20 protein-coding genes and 1 other RNA gene are annotated in these 18,766 nt (G+C 53.4%); 14 read left to right on the top strand and 7 right to left on the bottom strand.

The features are described from left to right. Nucleotides 1–47 precede the first annotated feature (47 nt). A complete protein-coding gene (locus tag HV261_RS20510; protein ID WP_005125170.1) occupies nt 48–446 on the top strand; it encodes a YbgC/FadM family acyl-CoA thioesterase in 399 nt (132 codons plus the stop codon). Between the two features lie 52 nt (nt 447–498). Here the strand turns inward: HV261_RS20510 and queC are convergent, their stop codons facing one another. Continuing rightward, entirely contained in the window at nt 499–1,194 is a 696-nt protein-coding gene (gene queC / locus HV261_RS20505; RefSeq protein WP_137384626.1) for a 7-cyano-7-deazaguanine synthase QueC, read from the bottom strand. 65 nt (nt 1,195–1,259) lie between these two features. Beyond that, the gene (locus HV261_RS20500) at nt 1,260–2,960 is read right to left on the bottom strand and encodes an SgrR family transcriptional regulator (RefSeq protein ID WP_202039298.1); all 1,701 of its coding nucleotides are present in this window, start codon (nt 2,958–2,960) and stop codon (nt 1,260–1,262) included. 144 nt (nt 2,961–3,104) lie between these two features. Here HV261_RS20500 and cof point away from each other — a divergent pair, with 144 nt between their 5' ends. Continuing rightward, nucleotides 3,105–3,923: an HMP-PP phosphatase gene (gene cof / locus HV261_RS20495; RefSeq protein ID WP_202039297.1), complete on the top strand. Its 819-nt coding sequence runs from the start codon at nt 3,105–3,107 to the stop codon at nt 3,921–3,923. Between the two features lie 51 nt (nt 3,924–3,974). Here the strand turns inward: cof and HV261_RS20490 are convergent, their stop codons facing one another. Then, on the bottom strand, nt 3,975–5,030 hold the full coding sequence (locus HV261_RS20490; protein WP_202039296.1) for a PLP-dependent cysteine synthase family protein: 1,056 nt from the start codon (nt 5,028–5,030) through the stop codon (nt 3,975–3,977). 112 nt (nt 5,031–5,142) lie between these two features. On the opposite strand from HV261_RS20490, the gene decR reads away from it, so the two are divergent. The 5 genes from decR to amtB all read left to right on the top strand — a co-directional run bounded on the left by decR (nt 5,143) and on the right by amtB (nt 11,102). Further along, nucleotides 5,143–5,601, top strand: a complete 459-nt coding sequence (gene decR, locus HV261_RS20485) for a DNA-binding transcriptional regulator DecR (protein ID WP_170974431.1) — start codon at nt 5,143–5,145, stop codon at nt 5,599–5,601. A gap of 44 nt (nt 5,602–5,645) precedes the next feature. Next, nucleotides 5,646–7,418 (top strand): SmdA family multidrug ABC transporter permease/ATP-binding protein, encoded by a 1,773-nt coding sequence (locus HV261_RS20480; RefSeq protein ID WP_202039295.1) that lies wholly within the window; start codon nt 5,646–5,648, stop codon nt 7,416–7,418. Then, a complete protein-coding gene (locus HV261_RS20475; protein ID WP_202039294.1) occupies nt 7,411–9,189 on the top strand; it encodes a SmdB family multidrug efflux ABC transporter permease/ATP-binding protein in 1,779 nt (592 codons plus the stop codon). Before HV261_RS20480 ends, HV261_RS20475 begins: the two co-directional genes overlap by 8 nt. A gap of 256 nt (nt 9,190–9,445) precedes the next feature. Continuing rightward, a complete protein-coding gene (gene glnK / locus HV261_RS20470; RefSeq protein ID WP_003021657.1) occupies nt 9,446–9,784 on the top strand; it encodes a P-II family nitrogen regulator in 339 nt (112 codons plus the stop codon). Nucleotides 9,785–9,815: 31 nt separating this feature from the next. Beyond that, nucleotides 9,816–11,102, top strand: a complete 1,287-nt coding sequence (amtB, locus tag HV261_RS20465; RefSeq protein ID WP_115600833.1) for an ammonium transporter AmtB — start codon at nt 9,816–9,818, stop codon at nt 11,100–11,102. A 73-nt stretch (nt 11,103–11,175) separates the two neighbouring features. On the opposite strand, the gene tesB is transcribed toward amtB, so the two are convergent. Continuing rightward, complete coding sequence (gene tesB / locus HV261_RS20460; RefSeq protein WP_199962656.1) at nt 11,176–12,036, bottom strand: acyl-CoA thioesterase II; 861 nt, start codon at nt 12,034–12,036, stop codon at nt 11,176–11,178. Between the two features lie 212 nt (nt 12,037–12,248). Between tesB and HV261_RS20455 the strand changes: the two genes are divergently transcribed. Beyond that, the gene (locus HV261_RS20455) at nt 12,249–12,818 is read left to right on the top strand and encodes a YbaY family lipoprotein (protein WP_202039293.1); all 570 of its coding nucleotides are present in this window, start codon (nt 12,249–12,251) and stop codon (nt 12,816–12,818) included. A 34-nt stretch (nt 12,819–12,852) separates the two neighbouring features. Here the strand turns inward: HV261_RS20455 and HV261_RS20450 are convergent, their stop codons facing one another. Further along, complete coding sequence (locus HV261_RS20450) at nt 12,853–13,164, bottom strand: MGMT family protein (protein WP_202039292.1); 312 nt, start codon at nt 13,162–13,164, stop codon at nt 12,853–12,855. 162 nt (nt 13,165–13,326) lie between these two features. Here HV261_RS20450 and ffs point away from each other — a divergent pair. The 3 genes from ffs to HV261_RS20435 all read left to right on the top strand — a co-directional run bounded on the left by ffs (nt 13,327) and on the right by HV261_RS20435 (nt 14,088). Beyond that, an RNA gene (gene ffs, locus HV261_RS20445) (signal recognition particle sRNA small type) lies at nt 13,327–13,423 on the top strand. A gap of 198 nt (nt 13,424–13,621) precedes the next feature. Then, nucleotides 13,622–13,873, top strand: coding sequence for a hypothetical protein (locus HV261_RS20440; protein WP_048212417.1), 252 nt, complete (start codon nt 13,622–13,624; stop codon nt 13,871–13,873). Then, the gene (locus tag HV261_RS20435; RefSeq protein WP_003021701.1) at nt 13,870–14,088 is read left to right on the top strand and encodes a hypothetical protein; all 219 of its coding nucleotides are present in this window, start codon (nt 13,870–13,872) and stop codon (nt 14,086–14,088) included. Before HV261_RS20440 ends, HV261_RS20435 begins: the two co-directional genes overlap by 4 nt. Nucleotides 14,089–14,147: 59 nt before the next feature. On the opposite strand, the gene yczR is transcribed toward HV261_RS20435, so the two are convergent. Then, nucleotides 14,148–15,575: a MocR-like transcription factor YczR gene (gene yczR / locus HV261_RS20430; protein WP_202039291.1), complete on the bottom strand. Its 1,428-nt coding sequence runs from the start codon at nt 15,573–15,575 to the stop codon at nt 14,148–14,150. A gap of 86 nt (nt 15,576–15,661) precedes the next feature. Between yczR and yczE the strand changes: the two genes are divergently transcribed. Beyond that, nucleotides 15,662–16,273: a membrane protein YczE gene (yczE, locus tag HV261_RS20425; protein ID WP_202039290.1), complete on the top strand. Its 612-nt coding sequence runs from the start codon at nt 15,662–15,664 to the stop codon at nt 16,271–16,273. 82 nt (nt 16,274–16,355) lie between these two features. Then, nucleotides 16,356–16,709 carry a DUF1428 domain-containing protein gene (locus tag HV261_RS20420; protein WP_061067436.1) on the top strand — a complete coding sequence of 118 codons (354 nt, stop codon included), beginning with the start codon at nt 16,356–16,358 and terminating at the stop codon, nt 16,707–16,709. Between the two features lie 54 nt (nt 16,710–16,763). Here HV261_RS20420 and pdeB read toward each other — a convergent pair whose 3' ends face one another. Then, nucleotides 16,764–18,317: a cyclic di-3',5'-guanosine monophosphate phosphodiesterase PdeB gene (gene pdeB / locus HV261_RS20415; RefSeq protein ID WP_202039289.1), complete on the bottom strand. Its 1,554-nt coding sequence runs from the start codon at nt 18,315–18,317 to the stop codon at nt 16,764–16,766. Nucleotides 18,318–18,505: 188 nt separating this feature from the next. Here pdeB and HV261_RS20410 point away from each other — a divergent pair, with 188 nt between their 5' ends. Then, complete coding sequence (locus HV261_RS20410; RefSeq protein ID WP_202039288.1) at nt 18,506–18,766, top strand: type B 50S ribosomal protein L31; 261 nt, start codon at nt 18,506–18,508, stop codon at nt 18,764–18,766.

The following is an 18,766-nucleotide window of genomic DNA, read 5'->3' as shown; positions in this document are numbered from 1 at the left end:
TTACCCTGAAGTCTGTTCCTATAAAAACAACGTAAGGCGCCTGCGCTATGCAAACACAAATCAAAGTTCGTGGTTTTCATCTTGATGTCTATCAGCACGTAAACAATGCCCGCTATCTGGAGTTTCTGGAAGAAGCCCGCTGGGATGGTCTGGAAAACAGTGACAGTTTTCAATGGATGACTGCACACCACATCGCGTTTGTGGTGGTTAACATCAATATCAACTACCGCCGTCCTGCCGTGCTGAGCGATCTGCTGACCATAACCAGTCAGGTCCAACAGCTAAATGGCAAAAGCGGCGTATTAAACCAGACCATCACACTGGAGCCAGAGGGACAGGTAGTGGCTGATGCGTTGATTACTTTCGTCTGTATTGATTTGAAAACGCAGAAAGCGCTGCCGCTGGAAGGGGAGTTACGCGAGAAACTGGAGCAGATGGTGCAGTAGTGGCATTGAGTACATGTAGGCCGGATAAGCAAAGCGCCATCCGGCAATACAATTACTTTAACCCGGTTTTCTGCTTCATGGCTGCCATCACCGCCGGCTTATCCGCCAGATAATGGTTCAGACCATTGGCTCGCAGATTACAGGCAGCACAATGGCCGCAACCATTGCCCTTGATCCCGTTATAGCAGGTTAGCGTCTCTTCACGCACCAGGTCTAGCTTGCCCCAGTAGTCGGCTAACGCCCAGGTTTCGGCTTTATCAATCCACATCAACGGGGTTTCGAAACGGATGTCTTTTGCCATTCCCAGACTGACGGCATGATTCAGGGCTTTGACAAACTCGTCACGACAGTCCGGATAACCCGAGAAATCGGTTTCGCAAACGCCGGTAATGACCGCCTCTGCCTGTACCTGGTAAGCGTAAATTGCAGCCAGCGTTAAGAACAGAATGTTACGACCTGGCACAAAAGTATTCGGGATACCGTTTGTGTCCGGTTCATAATCGGGGACCGGGATATTGTCGCGGGTCAGGCTGCTGACAGCCAGTTCGCTGAGCAGCGTCACATCGAGAACTTTGTGCGCACGGGCGCCGAGTTTTAAGGCCAGATCACGTGCGACGTCAATTTCAGCGCGATGACGCTGACCATAATCAAAGGTCACGCAGTGCACTTCATCATACTGATGTAGCGCTTGCGCCAGACAGGTCGTGGAGTCCTGGCCTCCACTAAAGACAACAACGGCACGTTTCATGGCTTTTCCTGACAAATAACGAAAGCGCTTATGGTAGCGCCTGGGCGCGTCGCCGACCAGCTTCTTCACGCTGAAGGCGGCGGTAGCCAGGCCTCGGTGAACTCAAACCAGCCACGCGGATTCAAACGTACGCCATTTACGCCCGGTGGAGCGCTAATTCGATAGTGATAATTAAACAGCGGCGTAAGCGTGGCGTCATGCATTAACGTTGCAAAAACCTGCTGTAAAGCCGCATGACGATCGTCCTCATCAGCCTGAATTTGCAAAGCATCCAGCGTGGTCTGCAGATGAGTATATGCGGGGGCATTCAGAACGTGTGACCAGAGCTGATCACAACGCAACCACTGTTCGAGGGTATACTCGGGGGCTTCACCAATCAGCCTGTCTCCCATCATCAGGTCGGCCTCGGCTAAAGGATGATCGCCATCCCAGTTTTTAGCATTATGAAAAATAAGCGTTAATTCACAACCCAGTTTGGCCAGCGCCTGGCGCAGCTGTTCCGCCATTGCATGCAGTTCTACCGGCAGATGATAGGCCAGCGTTAGTTTTTTCGGCAACGCCACCTCGTCCAGCGCATCCCATTGTGGGATCGTCCATCCTGGCAGCAGGGCATTGCTGGGGGTAATGAGGTTTTCATCCACCTCCAGCGTCTGTAGCAGCGAAGATCGGTGGATAATATTGACCAGTCGACGGGCTTGCTGTGTATTCAGTCGCGCACTTTTTCTGAGTGTGAGATAGCAAAAACCGAGGCTGATCCCGCTACTCACCTGGCTTAGCATGGGAAGCTCCTCTGGTTTACCTATCGCAATTTGTACCGGATGGCGACAGCTGGTGCCCAAGTCCTGGGAGAAAAGCTGCGGGGTTATCCAGTATTCAATGGCTTTCAATAGCGGATGACTTAGGTGGTAGTGATCGTGACTCTCGATGCGCACCAGCTCAGGGGTAAACAGCGTCAACCGGAACGGGCCGGTACCCACAAACGGATGGTCCGGATGCGCCAGGTGACTGCTGTAGCTTGCCAGACGATGCACCAGCCAGAAATCGGGGCGATGCAGAATAAAGGTCAGGCACTGGGGATGCGTCACCTCAATGCGTTTTACGCTGATAAACAGCTTATTCAGCGCGGGTAGCGCTAACAGCTTCAATAGCTGTTGATGTAGCTGTGTGCTGCTGACCGCATCGCCGTTATGCCAGTACAGGGTGGAACGAATATAGAAATCCCAGCGCAGACCGTCAGCAGAGATATTCCAGTGGTGGGCTAAATCGCCGCAGGGGCGTTGCGTGTGACTGTCAAAACGTGTCAGGCCAGAGAATACCTGTCCGGCAAGGTGCTGCTCTGCACGGCCGGGCAGGAATCCAGGATGCAAAGGTTCGAGCTGGCGATAATAGGGGATACGCAGGGTTGGCGTATCATTTTGCCATTGCCCGCCCATAAACGGCTGCAGAAGGGTTCTTAATTCCCCGGGGGCCAGTTGAGCCAGTTCCAGTACGCTGAGCTGCTCACCCTTTTGCAGTGCCTGCTCCATCATCGTGTTGCGCAGCGAGTCCGGAGTGACCAAAAAACGTAATGCTCCGCGTTTCCCGCGTCCGGACTGAGCGTGCCACTCCAGCCAGCCAGCATCCTGCGCTTGCTTTAGCAGGGTTCGCACGTGGCGCTCGCTGCAAAAACAACGTTCGGCCAGTTCCCCGACGGTCACCGACTGCGGCTCTCCGTTCGAAGGCTGCCACAGGCGTTGATACTGGTTCAGGCGATTAAGCAGACGCATTGATACTTTATCCTTCAGGATGCCCGTTAACGGTTTTTGCGCAGAGAAACCCGGAACAATTTATATTATCTATTCACTATTACTTCCGTATATCTCAAGGGATACTGAATCACAAGTTAACCGCGTCACAGTGTGGAGAAAGAAATGGCTCGTCTGGCTGCATTTGATATGGATGGCACCCTTTTGATGCCGAATCACCACTTAGGTGATGAAACCCTTTCGACGCTGGCACGCCTGCGTGAACGAGATATCACGCTGACGTTTGCGACCGGTCGTCATGTGCTGGAGATGCGCCATATTTTGGGCTCGATCTCGCTGGACGCCTTTTTAATCACCGGTAACGGGACGCGTATTCACTCGCTGGAAGGTGATGTATTGCATCGTCAGGATCTGGCTCCCTCGGTTGCCGATATCGTATTGCACCAACGGTGGGAAACGCGGGCCAGCATGCATGTTTTTAATGACAACGGCTGGTTCACCGGGCAAGAGATTCCGTCACTGTTGCAAGCGCATGTGTACAGCGGATTTCGTTATCAGATAGTGGATGTGAAGCGTATTCCTGCTCATCAGGTCACAAAAATCTGCTTCTGTGGCGATCATGACGATTTGGTTCGCCTGCGTATTCAGTTGAATGACGCGCTGGGCGAGCAGGCAAATCTCTGTTTTTCTGCGGTTGATTGCCTTGAAGTGCTGCCGCTGGGCTGTAACAAAGGCTCTGCACTGGCAGTGCTAAGCGAGCACTTGGGTTATTCCATGGCTGACTGCATGGCGTTTGGCGACGCCATGAACGATCGTGAAATGTTGGGCCGGGTTGGGCGTGGTCTGATTATGGGGAACGCGATGCCGCAACTGATTGCTGCGCTGCCTCATTTATCGGTGATTGGGCATTGCCGCAATCAGGCGGTATCACACTTTTTGACGCATTGGCTGGACAATCCAAATCTACCTTATTCCCCCGAATGAGAGATCCCTTCCAGCAAGCCAGACCTTAGCGTCTGGCTTTTTTTTGACCGATTAATGGGTGCTCAGCAGGCGGGCAAGTTCTGCTTTCGATGGCGTTAAATCACCGATGTGTGCCTCGACCCATTGCGAGTTGTAATAGGTTTCCAGATAGCGTTCGCCGCTGTCGCACAGCAACGTAACCAGCGACCCCGTTTCTCCTGCATCGCGCATCCGAGCGGCAAGTTGTAACGCTCCCCACATGTTGGTTCCGGTTGAGGCGCCCACTTTACGGCCTAGCTGCGTCTCCAGCCAGTGCGCGGTGGCCACGCTTGCGGCATCCGGAACGCGCAACATTTCATCAACCACATCAGGAATGAAAGAAGGCTCTACGCGTGGACGGCCAATGCCTTCAATTTTGCTGCCGACCGGGCTGCGTAACGACGCATCGCGATCCTGCCAGTAAGGCAGAAAGACCGAGTTCTCCGGGTCCACTACCATCAGACGAGTGTCGTAACCCTGACAGCGAATATAGCGGCCAATGGTTGCGGATGTACCACCGGTTCCTGCGCTCATCACGATATGGCGAGGCACGGGGTGTGGCTCACACTGCATCTGGCGGAAGATACTGTCGGCAATATTGTTGTTACCACGCCAGTCAGTCGCGCGTTCAGCGTAGGTGAACTGGTCCATATAATGCCCGTTCAGTTCATGTGCCAGCTGTTCAGAAGCTGCATAGATTTCACAGGCGCTTTCCACGAAGTGGCAACGACCGCCATAGAATTCAATCTGTTCAATTTTTCGTTTTGCCGTACAGGAAGGCATAACGGCAATAAACGGCAGCCCAAGCAGACGGGCGAAATAGGCCTCAGAGACCGCCGTTGAACCGGATGACGATTCGATAATCGTGGTGCCTTCTTTAATCCAGCCATTACACAGTCCGTAGAGAAACAGTGAACGTGCCAGGCGATGTTTCAGGCTACCGGTTGGATGCGTGCTCTCATCTTTCAAATAGAGCTGAATACCCGGAAACGCCGGAAGCGACAGGCGAATAAGATGCGTATCGGCAGAACGCTGGTAATCCGCATTAATTTCATTGATGGCGTTTTTAACCCAGGAGCTATTCATCATTAATATCCATTTGTCATTTTGTGCCCAGAATAGCGAAAAGCACGGAAAAAATTGTTGCCATTTAGCCTTTAAAATAGAATGTAAGGAGAAAATTCTTCTCTGTGGAGTGGATATGTTAGACAAAATTGACCGTAAGCTGCTTGGCCTACTACAACAAGACTGCACCCTTTCTTTGCAGGCGCTAGCCGATGCCGTTAATCTGACGACCACCCCCTGCTGGAAACGACTCAAGCGGCTTGAGGATGACGGCATTCTGCTGGGCAAGGTTGCTCTTCTGGATCCAGAAAAACTGGGGCTGGGCTTAACCGCGTTTGTGCTGATTAAAACCCAGCATCACAGCAGCGAATGGTATTGCCGCTTTGTCACCGAAGTGAGCGGGATGCCAGAGGTACTGGGTTTCTGGCGAATGGCTGGGGAGTACGACTACCTGATGCGGGTGCAAGTTGCTGATATGAAACGCTATGATGATTTCTATAAACGTCTGGTGAATAGCGTACCGGGCCTGTCTGATGTTACCTCCAGTTTTGCGATGGAACAGATTAAATACACGACTGCTCTACCTATTGAATAACTCTCCCGGTGGTCATTGCCGGAAATCTTGTCAGGACATAACGCGTGCGATTATTTGCTCAATTAAGCTGGTACTTCCGCCGGGAGTGGCGTCGCTACCTCGGGGCGGTGGCCTTGCTTATCATCATCGCTATTCTTCAGCTTATTCCGCCAAAAGTGGTCGGTATCATCGTGGACGGCGTGACGACACAGCGCTTCACCACCGAGCGACTGCTGATGTGGGTCGGCACGATTGCCCTGATTGCGGTGGTGGTCTATTTGTTGCGCTATGTCTGGCGCGTACTGCTGTTCGGCGCATCCTACCAACTGGCAGTTGAACTGCGCGAAGACTATTACCGCCAGTTGAGCCGCCAGCATCCCGAATTTTATCTGCGTCATCGCACTGGCGATCTGATGGCGCGTGCAACTAACGATGTTGATCGGGTGGTGTTTGCGGCTGGCGAAGGCGTATTGACGCTGGTGGACTCACTGGTCATGGGGTGCGCGGTGTTGATCGTGATGTCTACGCAAATCAGCTGGGAACTGACGCTGATCGCGCTACTTCCAATGCCGGTGATGGCGATAATGATCAAGCGTTACGGCGATCGACTGCATAACCGCTTTAAGGTTGCGCAAGCAGCGTTCTCCAGCCTTAACGATCGTACTCAGGAAAGTCTGACCAGTATCCGTATGATTAAGGCTTTTGGTCTGGAAGACCGACAGTCGGCGCTATTTGCCGCAGATGCTAAAGATACCGGCAAGAAAAACTTGCGGGTCGCCCGCATTGACGCCCGTTTTGACCCCACGATTTATATCGCCATTGGTATGGCTAACCTGCTGGCTATCGCCGGGGGAAGCTGGATGGTGGTGCACGGCTCTCTGACGCTCGGTCAGCTTACCAGCTTTATGATGTATCTCGGTCTGATGATTTGGCCGATGCTGGCACTGGCATGGATGTTTAACATTGTTGAGCGAGGCAGCGCCGCGTATAGCCGTATTCGCACGATGCTGGCTGAAGCCCCCGTGGTGGATGATGGGACAGAACCCGTACCGGAAGGACGCGGCGAGTTAGCGGTGGCCATTCGCGAATTTCGCTACCCGCAAACGGCTCATCCGGTGCTGGAGAATGTGAATTTCCAGCTTAAGCCTGGGCAGATGCTGGGCATTTGTGGCCCAACTGGGGCAGGGAAAAGTACCGTACTATCGCTGCTCCAGCGCCACTTCGATATCACTCAAGGCGATGTGCGTTTTCATGATATTCCGTTAACGCGCTTGCAGCTTGATAGCTGGCGTAGCCGCCTGGCAGTGGTCAGCCAGACACCTTTCTTGTTCTCGGATACGGTCGCCAACAACATAGCGCTTGGACGCCCGCAGGCCACACAGGATGAAATTGAACATGTTGCACGTCTGGCCAGCGTGCATGAGGATATTTTACGTCTTCCGCAGGGCTACGACACCGAAGTGGGTGAACGCGGCGTGATGCTGTCCGGTGGACAAAAACAGCGTATTTCTATTGCTCGTGCGCTGCTGCTGAATGCTGAAATCCTGATTCTTGACGATGCGTTATCGGCGGTGGATGGTCGTACTGAACATCAAATCCTGCATAACCTGCGCCAGTGGGGAGAAGGCAGAACCGTGATAATCAGCGCTCACCGTTTATCTGCGCTGACAGAAGCCAATGAAATTATCGTGATGCAGCACGGACATATTGCTCAGCGTGGCGAACACGATGCGTTGGTTCAGCAACCCGGCTGGTATCGTGATATGTACCGCTATCAGCAACTGGAAGCGGCATTGTCTGATGCGCCGGCTATCGATGAGGAGGCGGCTAATGCGTAGTTTTGGACAATTATGGCCGACCCTGAAAAGGCTGCTGGCGTACGGCTCGCCGTGGCGAAAACAGCTGTCTATCGCGGTTGTCATGCTGTGGGTAGCGGCAGCGGCGGAGGTGAGTGGTCCGCTGCTCATCAGCTATTTTATCGATAACATGGTAGCGAAGAACAATCTGCCGTTGGCGATGGTCGCCGGGCTGGTGGCGGCATATGTCGGTCTGCAACTGTTGGCGGCGGGCCTGCATTACGCGCAGTCGCTGTTGTTCAACCAGGCGGCCGTCGGTGTGGTGCAACAGCTACGCACGGATGTTATGGACGCTGCGCTGCGCCAGCCGTTAAGTGAGTTTGACACCCAGCCAGTCGGACAGCTTATCTCCCGGGTGACCAATGACACCGAAGTGATCCGCGACCTGTACGTGACGGTGGTCGCGACGGTACTGCGCAGCGCCGCCTTAATCGGTGCCATGCTGGTCGCGATGTTCAGCCTCGAGTGGCGGATGGCGCTGGTGGCGATGGCTATTTTCCCGGCGGTGCTGGTGGTGATGGTGATTTATCAGCGCTATAGCACCCCCATTGTGCGTCGCGTTCGCGCCTATCTGGCGGATATTAACGATGGCTTTAACGAAGTCATCAACGGTATGAGCGTTATCCAGCAGTTCCGCCAGCAGGCGCGTTTTGGTGAGCGAATGGGCGAAGCCAGCCGTTCGCACTATATGGCGCGCATGCAAACGCTGCGACTGGATGGCTTTTTGTTGCGCCCGTTACTCAGCCTGTTTTCTGCCCTAATCCTCTGTGGTTTGCTGATGCTGTTTAGCTTTACCTCCGGCACGTCCATTGAGGTTGGGGTGCTGTATGCGTTTATCAGCTATCTGGGGCGTTTGAACGAGCCGTTGATCGAGCTGACCACCCAGCAATCCATGCTGCAGCAAGCGGTTGTCGCCGGTGAGAGGGTATTCGAGCTGATGGATGGGCCTCGTCAGCGCTACGGTGAAGATGATCGACCGCTCAAAAGCGGAGATATTGAGGTGGATAACGTTTCATTTGCCTATCGCGACAACAATTTGGTGCTGCAAAACATCAGTCTGTCCGTGCCTTCGCGCAGCTTTGTGGCGTTGGTCGGACACACCGGTAGCGGCAAAAGTACGCTGGCCAGCCTGCTGATGGGGTACTACCCGTTGACGCAGGGTGAAATTCGTCTGGACGGGCGACCGCTGTCTTCATTGAGCCACAGTGTGTTACGCCAGGGCGTTGCGATGGTGCAGCAAGATCCGGTGGTGATGGCGGATACCTTCCTGGCCAACGTCACGCTGGGCCGCGATATCTCAGAAGAGCGGGTATGGCAGGCGCTGGAGACCGTGCAACTGGCGGAGCTGGCGCGCGGGCTGAGTGACGGTATTCATACCCGACTGGGCGAGCAGGGCAATAATCTCTCCGTTGGGCAGAAACAGCTGCTGGCGCTGGCGCGGGTATTGGTTGAAACGCCGCAGGTGCTGATCCTTGATGAAGCCACGGCCAGTATTGATTCCGGTACTGAACAGGCTATTCAGCAGGCGTTGGCGGCGGTGCGTGAGCACACCACGCTGGTGGTGATTGCGCATCGGTTATCGACGATTGTCGATGCGGATACCATTCTGGTGCTGCACCGGGGACAGGCCGTTGAGCGCGGCACGCACCAGCAACTGCTTGCCGCACAGGGCCGCTACTGGCAAATGTACCAGCTACAGTTGGCGGGTGAAGAGCTGGCGGCTAGCGTAAACGAAGATTCGGCAATTGCCTGATGGCGCTGCGTTTATCAGGCCCACAGCCAGTGTGGTTTCGTAGGCCTGAAGAAGCGTTTTCGCCGCCATCCGGCAATCAACAATCTGGTGCAAAAATGTAACGCACTATGCACCGTTATAGTGCGTTTTTTCTTTTTCTCTCCCGGCAGCACCCTGCAAACCTGAATCATTCCGCGTTTTTCATTCCTGGCACACCCCTTGCAATATTCCTCTCGTGTATCTGCAGCCACTACTGAATTCTGACTGGAGGGGATCTATGAAGCTGGTTACCGTGGTAATCAAACCGTTCAAACTGGAAGACGTCCGTGAAGCACTGTCGTCTATTGGCATTCAGGGGCTGACCGTCACCGAAGTGAAGGGGTTTGGCCGACAAAAAGGTCATGCTGAGTTGTACCGGGGAGCGGAATACAGCGTCAACTTCTTACCCAAAGTGAAGATTGATGTGGCAATTGCTGATGACCAACTGGATGGCGTAATTGATGTCATCAGTAAGGCCGCCTACACCGGAAAAATTGGCGACGGCAAAATTTTCGTCGCCGAGCTGCAACGTGTGATTCGTATTCGTACCGGCGAAGCCGACGAAGCCGCACTGTAACGTCTGGCACACAGTGATAGGAAACCAAAAAATGAAGATAGCAACGATGAAAACGGGTATTGCATCACTGGCGCTGCTGCCGGGACTGGCGATGGCGGCACCGGCGGTTGCGGATAAAGCCGATAACGCTTTTATGATGATTTGCACTGCGCTGGTGCTGTTTATGACTATTCCTGGCATTGCGTTGTTCTACGGCGGTTTGATTCGCGGTAAGAACGTGCTGTCAATGCTGACCCAGGTTACGGTGACATTCGCTCTGGTCTGTATTTTGTGGGTGGTTTATGGCTACTCGCTGGCTTTTGGCGAAGGGAATAATTTCTTCGGCAACTTCAACTGGGTCATGCTGAAGAATATTGCACTGACGGCGGTGACGGGGAGCTTCTACCAGTACATCCACGTTGCTTTTCAGGGGTCTTTCGCTTGCATCACCGTTGGGCTGATTGTCGGTGCGCTGGCTGAACGTATTCGCTTCTCTGCGGTGCTGATTTTTGTGGTGGTGTGGCTGACGCTGTCCTACATTCCTATTGCACACATGGTCTGGGGCGGTGGTTTGCTGGCTACGCACGGTGCGCTGGATTTTGCTGGCGGCACGGTAGTCCATATCAACGCCGCGATTGCCGGCCTGGTTGGGGCTTATCTGATTGGTAAACGCGTCGGTTTTGGCAAAGAAGCGTTTAAGCCACATAACCTGCCAATGGTCTTTACCGGTACGGCTATTCTCTATATCGGCTGGTTCGGCTTTAACGCGGGCTCCGCGGGTATGGCGAATGAAATTGCCGCACTGGCCTTCGTGAACACCGTTGTTGCTACCGCGGCCGCTATTCTCGGCTGGATCTTCGGTGAATGGGCGCTGCGTGGCAAACCATCATTGCTGGGAGCCTGTTCTGGTGCCATTGCGGGTCTGGTTGGTGTGACGCCTGCCTGTGGTTACATCGGTGTTGGTGGGGCGTTGATCATCGGCGTGGTTGCCGGTTTGGCGGGGCTGTGGGGAGTGACGATGCTGAAGCGCTTTCTGCGCGTTGATGACCCGTGTGATGTCTTCGGTGTTCACGGTGTCTGTGGCATTGTCGGCTGTATCCTGACTGGCGTATTCGCCGCCAGCTCTTTAGGCGGAGTGGGCTTTGCCGAAGGCGTTACCATGGGGCATCAGCTGCTGGTGCAACTGGAAAGCGTGGCGATCACTATTGTCTGGTCCGGTGTCGTAGCCTTCATTGGCTATAAGCTGGCGGACATGACGGTAGGCCTGCGCGTACCGGAAGAGCAGGAGCGCGAAGGGTTGGATGTGAACAGCCACGGCGAAAACGCCTACAACGCCTGATGTTTCAATCTGCCGGAAGGCGCTAAACGCTTATCCGGCCTACGACGATGTTGTCTGTAGGCCGGATGCCACATCAATTGCGATTACGCATGACCCCTTCCTGCACGGTAGAGGCGACCAGCACGCCGTCCTGTGTATAAAACTCCCCGCGGACAAACCCCCGGGCACCGGAGGCCGATGTACTTTCTACGTTGTACAACAACCACTCATTGATATTAAAAGGACGATGGAACCACATAGAATGGTCGATCGTAGCGATCTGAATCCCTTTTTCCAGAAAACCAATGCCATACGGTTGTAAAGCAACGGGCAGGAAGTTCAGATCAGAGGCGTAACCCAGCAGATACTGATGTACACGAAGATCGTCCTGCAGCTCGCCGTTTGCGCGGATCCATACCTGGCGCGCCGGAGGTGCGACGTGACCTTTTAAGGGGTTATGAAATTCAACCGGACGGACTTCCAACGGACGGTCGTTGATAAATTTTTCTTTCAACAGCGGCGGCAGCAGGTGCGCGACCGAACGGGCGATCTCAGTTTCTGATTTAAGCTCTTCAGGGCCAGGCGCTGCCGGCATCTCTTTTTGATGCTCAAACCCATCTTCTGGTGCCTGGAAAGAGGCAGTCATATAAAAAATGGGTTTCCCATTCTGGATCGCGGCAACGCGGCGGGCGCTGAAGCTGTTACCATCGCGCAGCACTTCGACATCATAGATGATGGGCTTTTGGCTATCGCCCGGACGTAAAAAGTAGCTGTGGAAGGAGTGCACCAGACGCTCTTCCGGCACGGTCTCTTTCGCGGCGTACAACGCCTGACCGACAACTTGTCCACCAAAAACCTGACGTAACCCTAAGTCTTCACTTTGGCCCCGAAAGAGTCCTTCTTCAATTTTTTCCAGATTTAACAATGTCAGCAAATTTTTCAGTGCCAGACTCATACGTGCTCTCCAGGTAATAGCGTTCTCGCAGCGAGGTAGGCAGAGTATAACGCAATTTTAAAAGTGGTCCGATGGGTGCAATTGTCTGAATTACAGGCCTATTACAAGCAGAAATTGCTAATTTGTGCCACACTTAGTCATGTTATGTTTTTGTTAACCACTCTTCTGGCGAGGAAAGTTCTCGCTGGTGCATAGATGAGAAGGAGAATTTAATGAAACTCGTGCACATGGTAAGTGGTTTAGCGGTTGCGGTCGCTCTGGCGGCTTGTGCTGGTAAAAGTGCGGATATTCAAACACCTGCGCCAAGTCCTAATACGTCAATTGCTGACACACAGTCAAAAATTCAACAGCCGAATGTGTCTGGTACGGTATGGATCCGCCAGAAAGTGGCCTTACCGCCGGATGCTGTGCTGACCGTCACACTGTCAGATGCATCGCTTGCCGATGCGCCGTCAAAAGTGCTGTCGCAAAAAGTTGTACGTACCGAGGGTAAACAAGCACCATTCAGCTTCGTGCTCCCGTTTAACCCGGCAGATATTCAGCCGAACGCCCGTATTCTGCTGAGTGCGGCGATTACGGTGAATGATAAACTGGTCTTTATTACTGATACCGTCCAGACGGTGATCAATCAGGGGGGGACTAAAGCCGATCTGACCCTGGTCCCGGTTCAGCAGACGGCCGTTCCAGTACAGCCGAGCGGTGGCGCCGCGACAACGGTGCCGTCAACGTCACCCACGCAGGTGAATCCGTCTTCCGCAGTTCCTGCCCCGACACAGTACTAAGGGAATTATTCTAACCCTCTCCATCTGGAGGGGGTTAGTACACCCAGCGATAGCGCTGTAAATCGATTTGTCCACTCCCTGAAACCACAATACCTTCCGCCAGCAATGCCTGACGTTGTCGTTGCAGGTCAGGCCCTGTCAGTGAAATCATTCCGTGACGATTAACTACTCGATACCAGGGCAGGGTGCTACCTTCGGGCAGCCGCTTAAGTACACCACCCACCTGGCGTGCAGCGCGCGGTGAGCCAGCAAGCCTGGCGACATCGCCATAGGTGGTGACGAATCCTTCGGGGATTGCGGCAACGATTTGCCAGACGCGTTGAGGGAAAGAGTCTTGTATATCCATCGTTTATTCCTGCGCTAATCCCCCAGCATAATCCCGAATGACGAGGTAGTGAAGCTTCATTGCACAAGAAAACAGCATCCGATGCGGGATGGGTTGCAATTACAGGGTGCAGCAGTGATAATGCGCCTGCGCGTTGGTTAACAACGCTCTCAATGGGGGCTCTGTTGGTTCTCCCGCAACGCTACTCTGTTCACCAGGTCAGGTCCGGAAGGAAGCAGCCAGGGCAGATGACGTGTGTGCCGGGATGTAGCTGGCAGGGCCCCCACCCAATTCTGCCGTTCGGCAATCTCGGTTCTTCTCATCTTCTTTTCTTTGTCATCGTATTGTCATTTTATTGTCATCAAATGCTGTCAATGTGTTTCGGGGATGTTATTTGATGCTTTTGCCGCTGCCATCGCGCTGTAACGACAGGGTCTTACATCCGGTGTGTTTTGGCTGACCACAAGGATTTTCTACGATGTCGACCGCAGTATTGAATGTCAAAATTGATGAGGCGCTAAAAGAAAAGCTGCGTCATTACGCTGAAGTGAATAATGAGAACCTAAGTATCTCGACGGAAAAATTGCTGCTTATCGCGTTTTCCGCCATTGAAGAGGCGGGAGTCTCCGCTGACGATATTGATAGCCAGCATACGGAAGAATCCGTGGTTGAAGCACTGACTCCTAAAGAAATCAAAGCACTGCGCAGATTACTGAAGAAGAAAAAATGAAACAACAACCGCTCTCAACCGCCTGTAATTATGGCGAAGCCTGTGAAATGCTCCGTTCCGGTTACGTGAAACATGTTCGTCTGAGCTGGAATGTCGGTAGCGATGAATTTTTCCGTATTGCTTCTGACTGGTGCGATGCCGGGGCGAAAATTAAGAAAGACGGTGAGAATTTTGTGATTTCCCTGAAGGGGTTCCCGGTTCCTCCCCAGCGGTAATATTGCCGGGACATCCTCGCCCATCACGCCATTCAAGGACGAGTCCTGTGACTCGTCGCTCATATTATTTTGCGCATTTTCCCGTGACTTGCCTGTAAACGCAGGTTGTCCCAAATGGGTTGCAACGTCCGGAAGGCCGCGCGCATTGTGTCATCGGGCAGTGCGAAGGGCATGCGTAAGAAGCGATCGAAGGCGCCATCCAGGCCGAAGCGCGTCCCGGTACCTAACTGAATACCTGCACTTTCGGCGCGGGTGGCAAACAACGTCGCCAGCGTATCGGGTAATTCAACCCAGAAAGAGAGTCCCCCCTGCGGTTGAGTAAACTGCCACTCCGGGAAATGTGTCTTCATCAGGTTATGGCACAGATCGCGCCGGGTGGTGAGCAATTGCCGTCTGCCGGGAAGAAAATCGGCCGCATTGTCCAGCAACCAACCCGTGGCAAGCTGTTCAAGCACTGGTGATCCTAAATCAAATGTGTCGCGAGTCTGTACCAGCGCGGCAATGGTACGCGACGAAGCCCGAATCCATCCCAGACGCAGACCTCCCCAAAAACTTTTCCCCGCAGACCCCAGCATGATGATGGGCGCGCCATCATGGAATGCCGCCAGCGGTGGTGGTGGCGGGGCGTCATACCACAGATTGACCATGGTTTCGTCCACCACCAGTGTCGTGCGGGTTCTGGCGGAGATATCGGCGATAGCCTGGCGCGTCGCCGCATCCATACAACGTCCGGTAGGATTGTGAAAATCTGGCATCAGGTAGGCCATTCTCGGCGCGGTTTGCGCAATAGTGGCAACAAGGCCCGATGTATCCCAACCGTGTTCAGGCAGCGACACGCCAACGGGGCGGCAGGATGCCCCCTGAATGGCTGCAATGGCGAGCGGATAGGTAGGATGATCGACCAACACACGATCGCCGGGGCCCGTGAGCAAACGCAGGATCAGCGCCAGGCCGCTGACTGCGCCATTCACCACCATTATTTCATCCGGCTGTGTGGGTAATCCGCGTTCGCAATAATGCCGGGCAATAGATTCGCGCAGCGTTGGCAACCCCTGGGGTAAATACCCTGAACTTAGCAAATGCTGTGGCATCGCGAGCAGGGCTTGCTGGTATGCATGATGAATCTCGGGCCCGGCGCTGAGCGCCGCTATGGACAAATCCAGCGCGGTGCTGGTGCCGGTTCGCGTCGGAACATGGCGGATATGTTCCGGCAGGATCACGCGTGAACCACTTCCATGGCGGCTTTCCAGATACCCTTCTTCCCGCAGTTGCGCCATTGCGCTGGCAATCGTCGTGCGACTGACTTCAAGCACGGCGGCCAGCTCGCGTTCGCCGGGTAAGCGGGTATCCAGCGCCAGTCGGCCATCCAGGATCAGCAGGCGCAGTGCCTCTGCCAGCTGTCGCCAGATAGGTGTACGCGAGGGGGTCTCCTGCCAGTGCCCAAGCAGGCGCTGCAGGGACTGGCTTCCATAACGGCGAGATGACATAGCAGTCCACTTTTTGAAAACTGGACATTAATCATAGTGCCAATTGCGGTGAAGATGAAAGCTATCTGAGAGGTGAGGAGAACATTATGCTGCGTCGTTTACTTCAGCTGTATGTCGGACTGGCGCTGTACGGCGTTTCGACGGCGATGTTTGTACGTGCAGATTTAGGGGCTGACCCGTGGAACGTATTTCATCTGGGCGTGGCAAATCTATTATCGATGAATATCGGCCTGGTGATCATCGCCGTGGGGGTACTGGTCCTGCTGGCATGGATACCACTGCGCCAGCGCCCCGGATTTGGCACTCTCAGCAATGTCATTATGATTGGTTTGGCGGCAGATGCTGCGCTGGCGGTGATCCCAGGATTTGAATCGCTACTGACGCGCAGTGGACTGCTGGTGGCGGCGGTTATCTTGAATGCGCTAGCGACCAGTCTGTACATCGGTGCCGGTTTTGGGGCGGGCCCGCGTGACGGCTTGATGACCGGTATTCATGCGCGTACTGGTTGGTCTGTACGGACTATCCGGACCTCAATCGAGGTGTCGGTTTTGCTCAGCGGTTGGCTTCTTGGTGGAACCGTGGGTGTTGGAACGGTGCTGTATGCGTTAGCTATTGGACCGTTAATTCAGATTTGCCTGCCGTGGTTTCGTCATCAGCCGCAGCCACGTATTCGTGTTCGGAATGAGCCTACGGCGTGATTGCCTGCTGACGACTAAACTTAACCTCGACTGACGCGGCCGGAATCGGCTTGCCGCGCAGTACACTTCGGAGGTTTATCTGATGAAGTATGTTGATGGTTTTGTTGTTGCCGTTCCTGCCGAAAACAAGGAGGCATATATCGCGATGGCGGCAAAAGCTGCACCGCTTTTCAAGGAATTCGGCGCGCTGCGCGTTGTGGAGTGTTGGGCTGATGATGTTCCCGACGGGAAGTTGACCGATTTTCGTATGGCGGTCAAAGCGCAGGATCATGAGGAAGTGGTATTCAGCTGGATTGAATACCCTTCCAAAGAAGTCCGCGATGCGGCGAACCAGAAGATGATGTCCGATCCCCGTATGAAGGAGTTTGGTGAATCTATGCCATTTGATGGCAAGCGAATGATCTACGGTGGATTCTCGCCCATTATGGAAGAGTGACGTGACTGGCTGTGCGGCGTGCCGCCAGCCATCTCAATACACGCCAGTGCCATGTTAGAGCCGTTTTTCCGCCCACAGAATAAATTCCGCCTTTGGCAGTGCTTTGCTGTACAGCCAGCCTTGACCATACTGTACGCCATGTTGACGTAGCCAGCTTTCCTGGTTCTCGGTCTCGATGCCTTCTGCCACCATTTCCAGCTTCAGCGTTTTGGCTATCTCGATAATATGTGGCGTGACGTTATTGTATTCCAGCGCATCAACAAACGATTTGTCTATCTTCAGGATGTCCACATCCAGATCCTGCAAATAACTCAGGCTGGAATAGCCTGTACCAAAATCATCAATATAAATAGGGTGGCCAGCCTGGCGGTATTTGGCGATAAACGGTGCGCTGTTTTTCGGGTCGGCAAATTCACGCTCAGTCAGTTCCAGGGCAATTTGTGCGGGTTTTAGTTGCCAGTGGTTAACCATGCGGCTTAACAGTGCCGGAAGCGTTTCGGACTTCAAATCGGCCGACTCAAGGTTGAGTGATATATGCTGTTGAGGATGTTGATGCAGCCATTTACCCAGATCCTCGAAGACGTTTTCAATAATCAAATGTGTGAGAGGTTCTGTCAGGCCGGTCTCTTCGGCCAGGGGGATAAAAATATCGGGTGAGAGATAGCTACCGTCAGCTTGTCGCCAGCGGGCCAGTGCTTCTGCACCCACGACCTTTCCCGTTTTGAGCGAAATAATGGGCTGGTAATGGACCTTGATAGCCCGGTTCTGAATGGCGTCTTGCAATTGGTGATGGGGGGACTGCAAGCAGCGCAAAATACGCAGAATAAAGAAGGCGGTGAGCAGGCCAATAATAATCCCTACCGGGAGCCAGATAAGCGCCTGTCGGTGCCAGGATTTTTGCAAAGGTAATGTCGACGCCCAGCTGACGATCGTGATACCCAGTTCGGGGAAAGGGCGAGAATTATAAATACTGCCCTCTTTTTGAAAATGGCTGATAGAACTGTCTTTTTGCAGTTGATGCAACACGTCCAAGGGGAGATCGGCACTACTGGCCACCACGACGTTGCTTACTGTACCCACAATGGCGACTTCGATAGGCCATGAACCAAAAGGGATAACATCAATGAACGATCCCGGATCGATCATCACTACATAATGTTCGCTACCGAGCGCCGCCATAAAACGCTGTATTCCGAGGTCGTTTTGCGAGGTTAACCAGGCGCGATAGCCATCAGGTGTCATTTTCATTGGCGGCGGAAACGCAGCAGCCAGGCTCCTTTTTTCAAGGGAGGAACACTGTGGAACATTGTCTTTGAGGTACATCACTTCCTGAATATAACGGTAGCTGTAGGACAACCGGCGCATTTCCAGCAAATGTTCCTCTGAGCAGGGCACCCCCTGGAAGGCTTCTATTTTGCGTAGCGCTTTTTTGGCCTGCTCGCCAACGCGTTCCGTACGCAAAGCGACCCGGGTAGAGAATGAATCAAGCTCATCTATAAATTTCGTTTCGACCTGACGATGTGCCAGCCACAGGCTTAAACACACCGGTACGAGGATGGACAGAACCAGTATTCCCGCCACCAGGCCAATCAGATGTCGTGTTGTCACAGTGATATCCTTATTAACACAGCGTAGAGAAAGTATATCCGAAAGCTAAAAAAGCAATTCGATTGGCATCATATATTTAGGGCCACTTATCACTCCGATAAATTACCCACAGCATAAATCAGGTTGAGATCTGTATGGGAGTGGTGTATTTTGATGGATATGTTATAACGTAACAAATTGAGGTTGCCATGAAACCGGATATCCATCCTTTTTATCGCCCAGTGGTGTTTCACGATACCAGTGCCAATGAATACTTTAAGGTCGGTTCGACGATCAAAACCGAACGAGAGATTGAGTTCGAGGGACAAATCTACCCGTACGTAACGCTTGATATCTCGTCTAAGTCACATCCGTACTACACCGGTAAACAAAAAACCTTCGATAACGAAGGCAGCGCGGCGCGTTTCCAGAAACGTTTCGGCCACTTTATTGGCACTAAGCGAGGTTAA

Origin of the sequence: Citrobacter sp. RHBSTW-00671 (assembly GCF_014103415.1) — a bacterium.
Classification (GTDB): Bacteria; Pseudomonadota; Gammaproteobacteria; order Enterobacterales; family Enterobacteriaceae; genus Citrobacter.
Note: the sequence above shows the minus strand (reverse complement) of the source record. Positions and strands in the feature narration are given on the sequence as shown.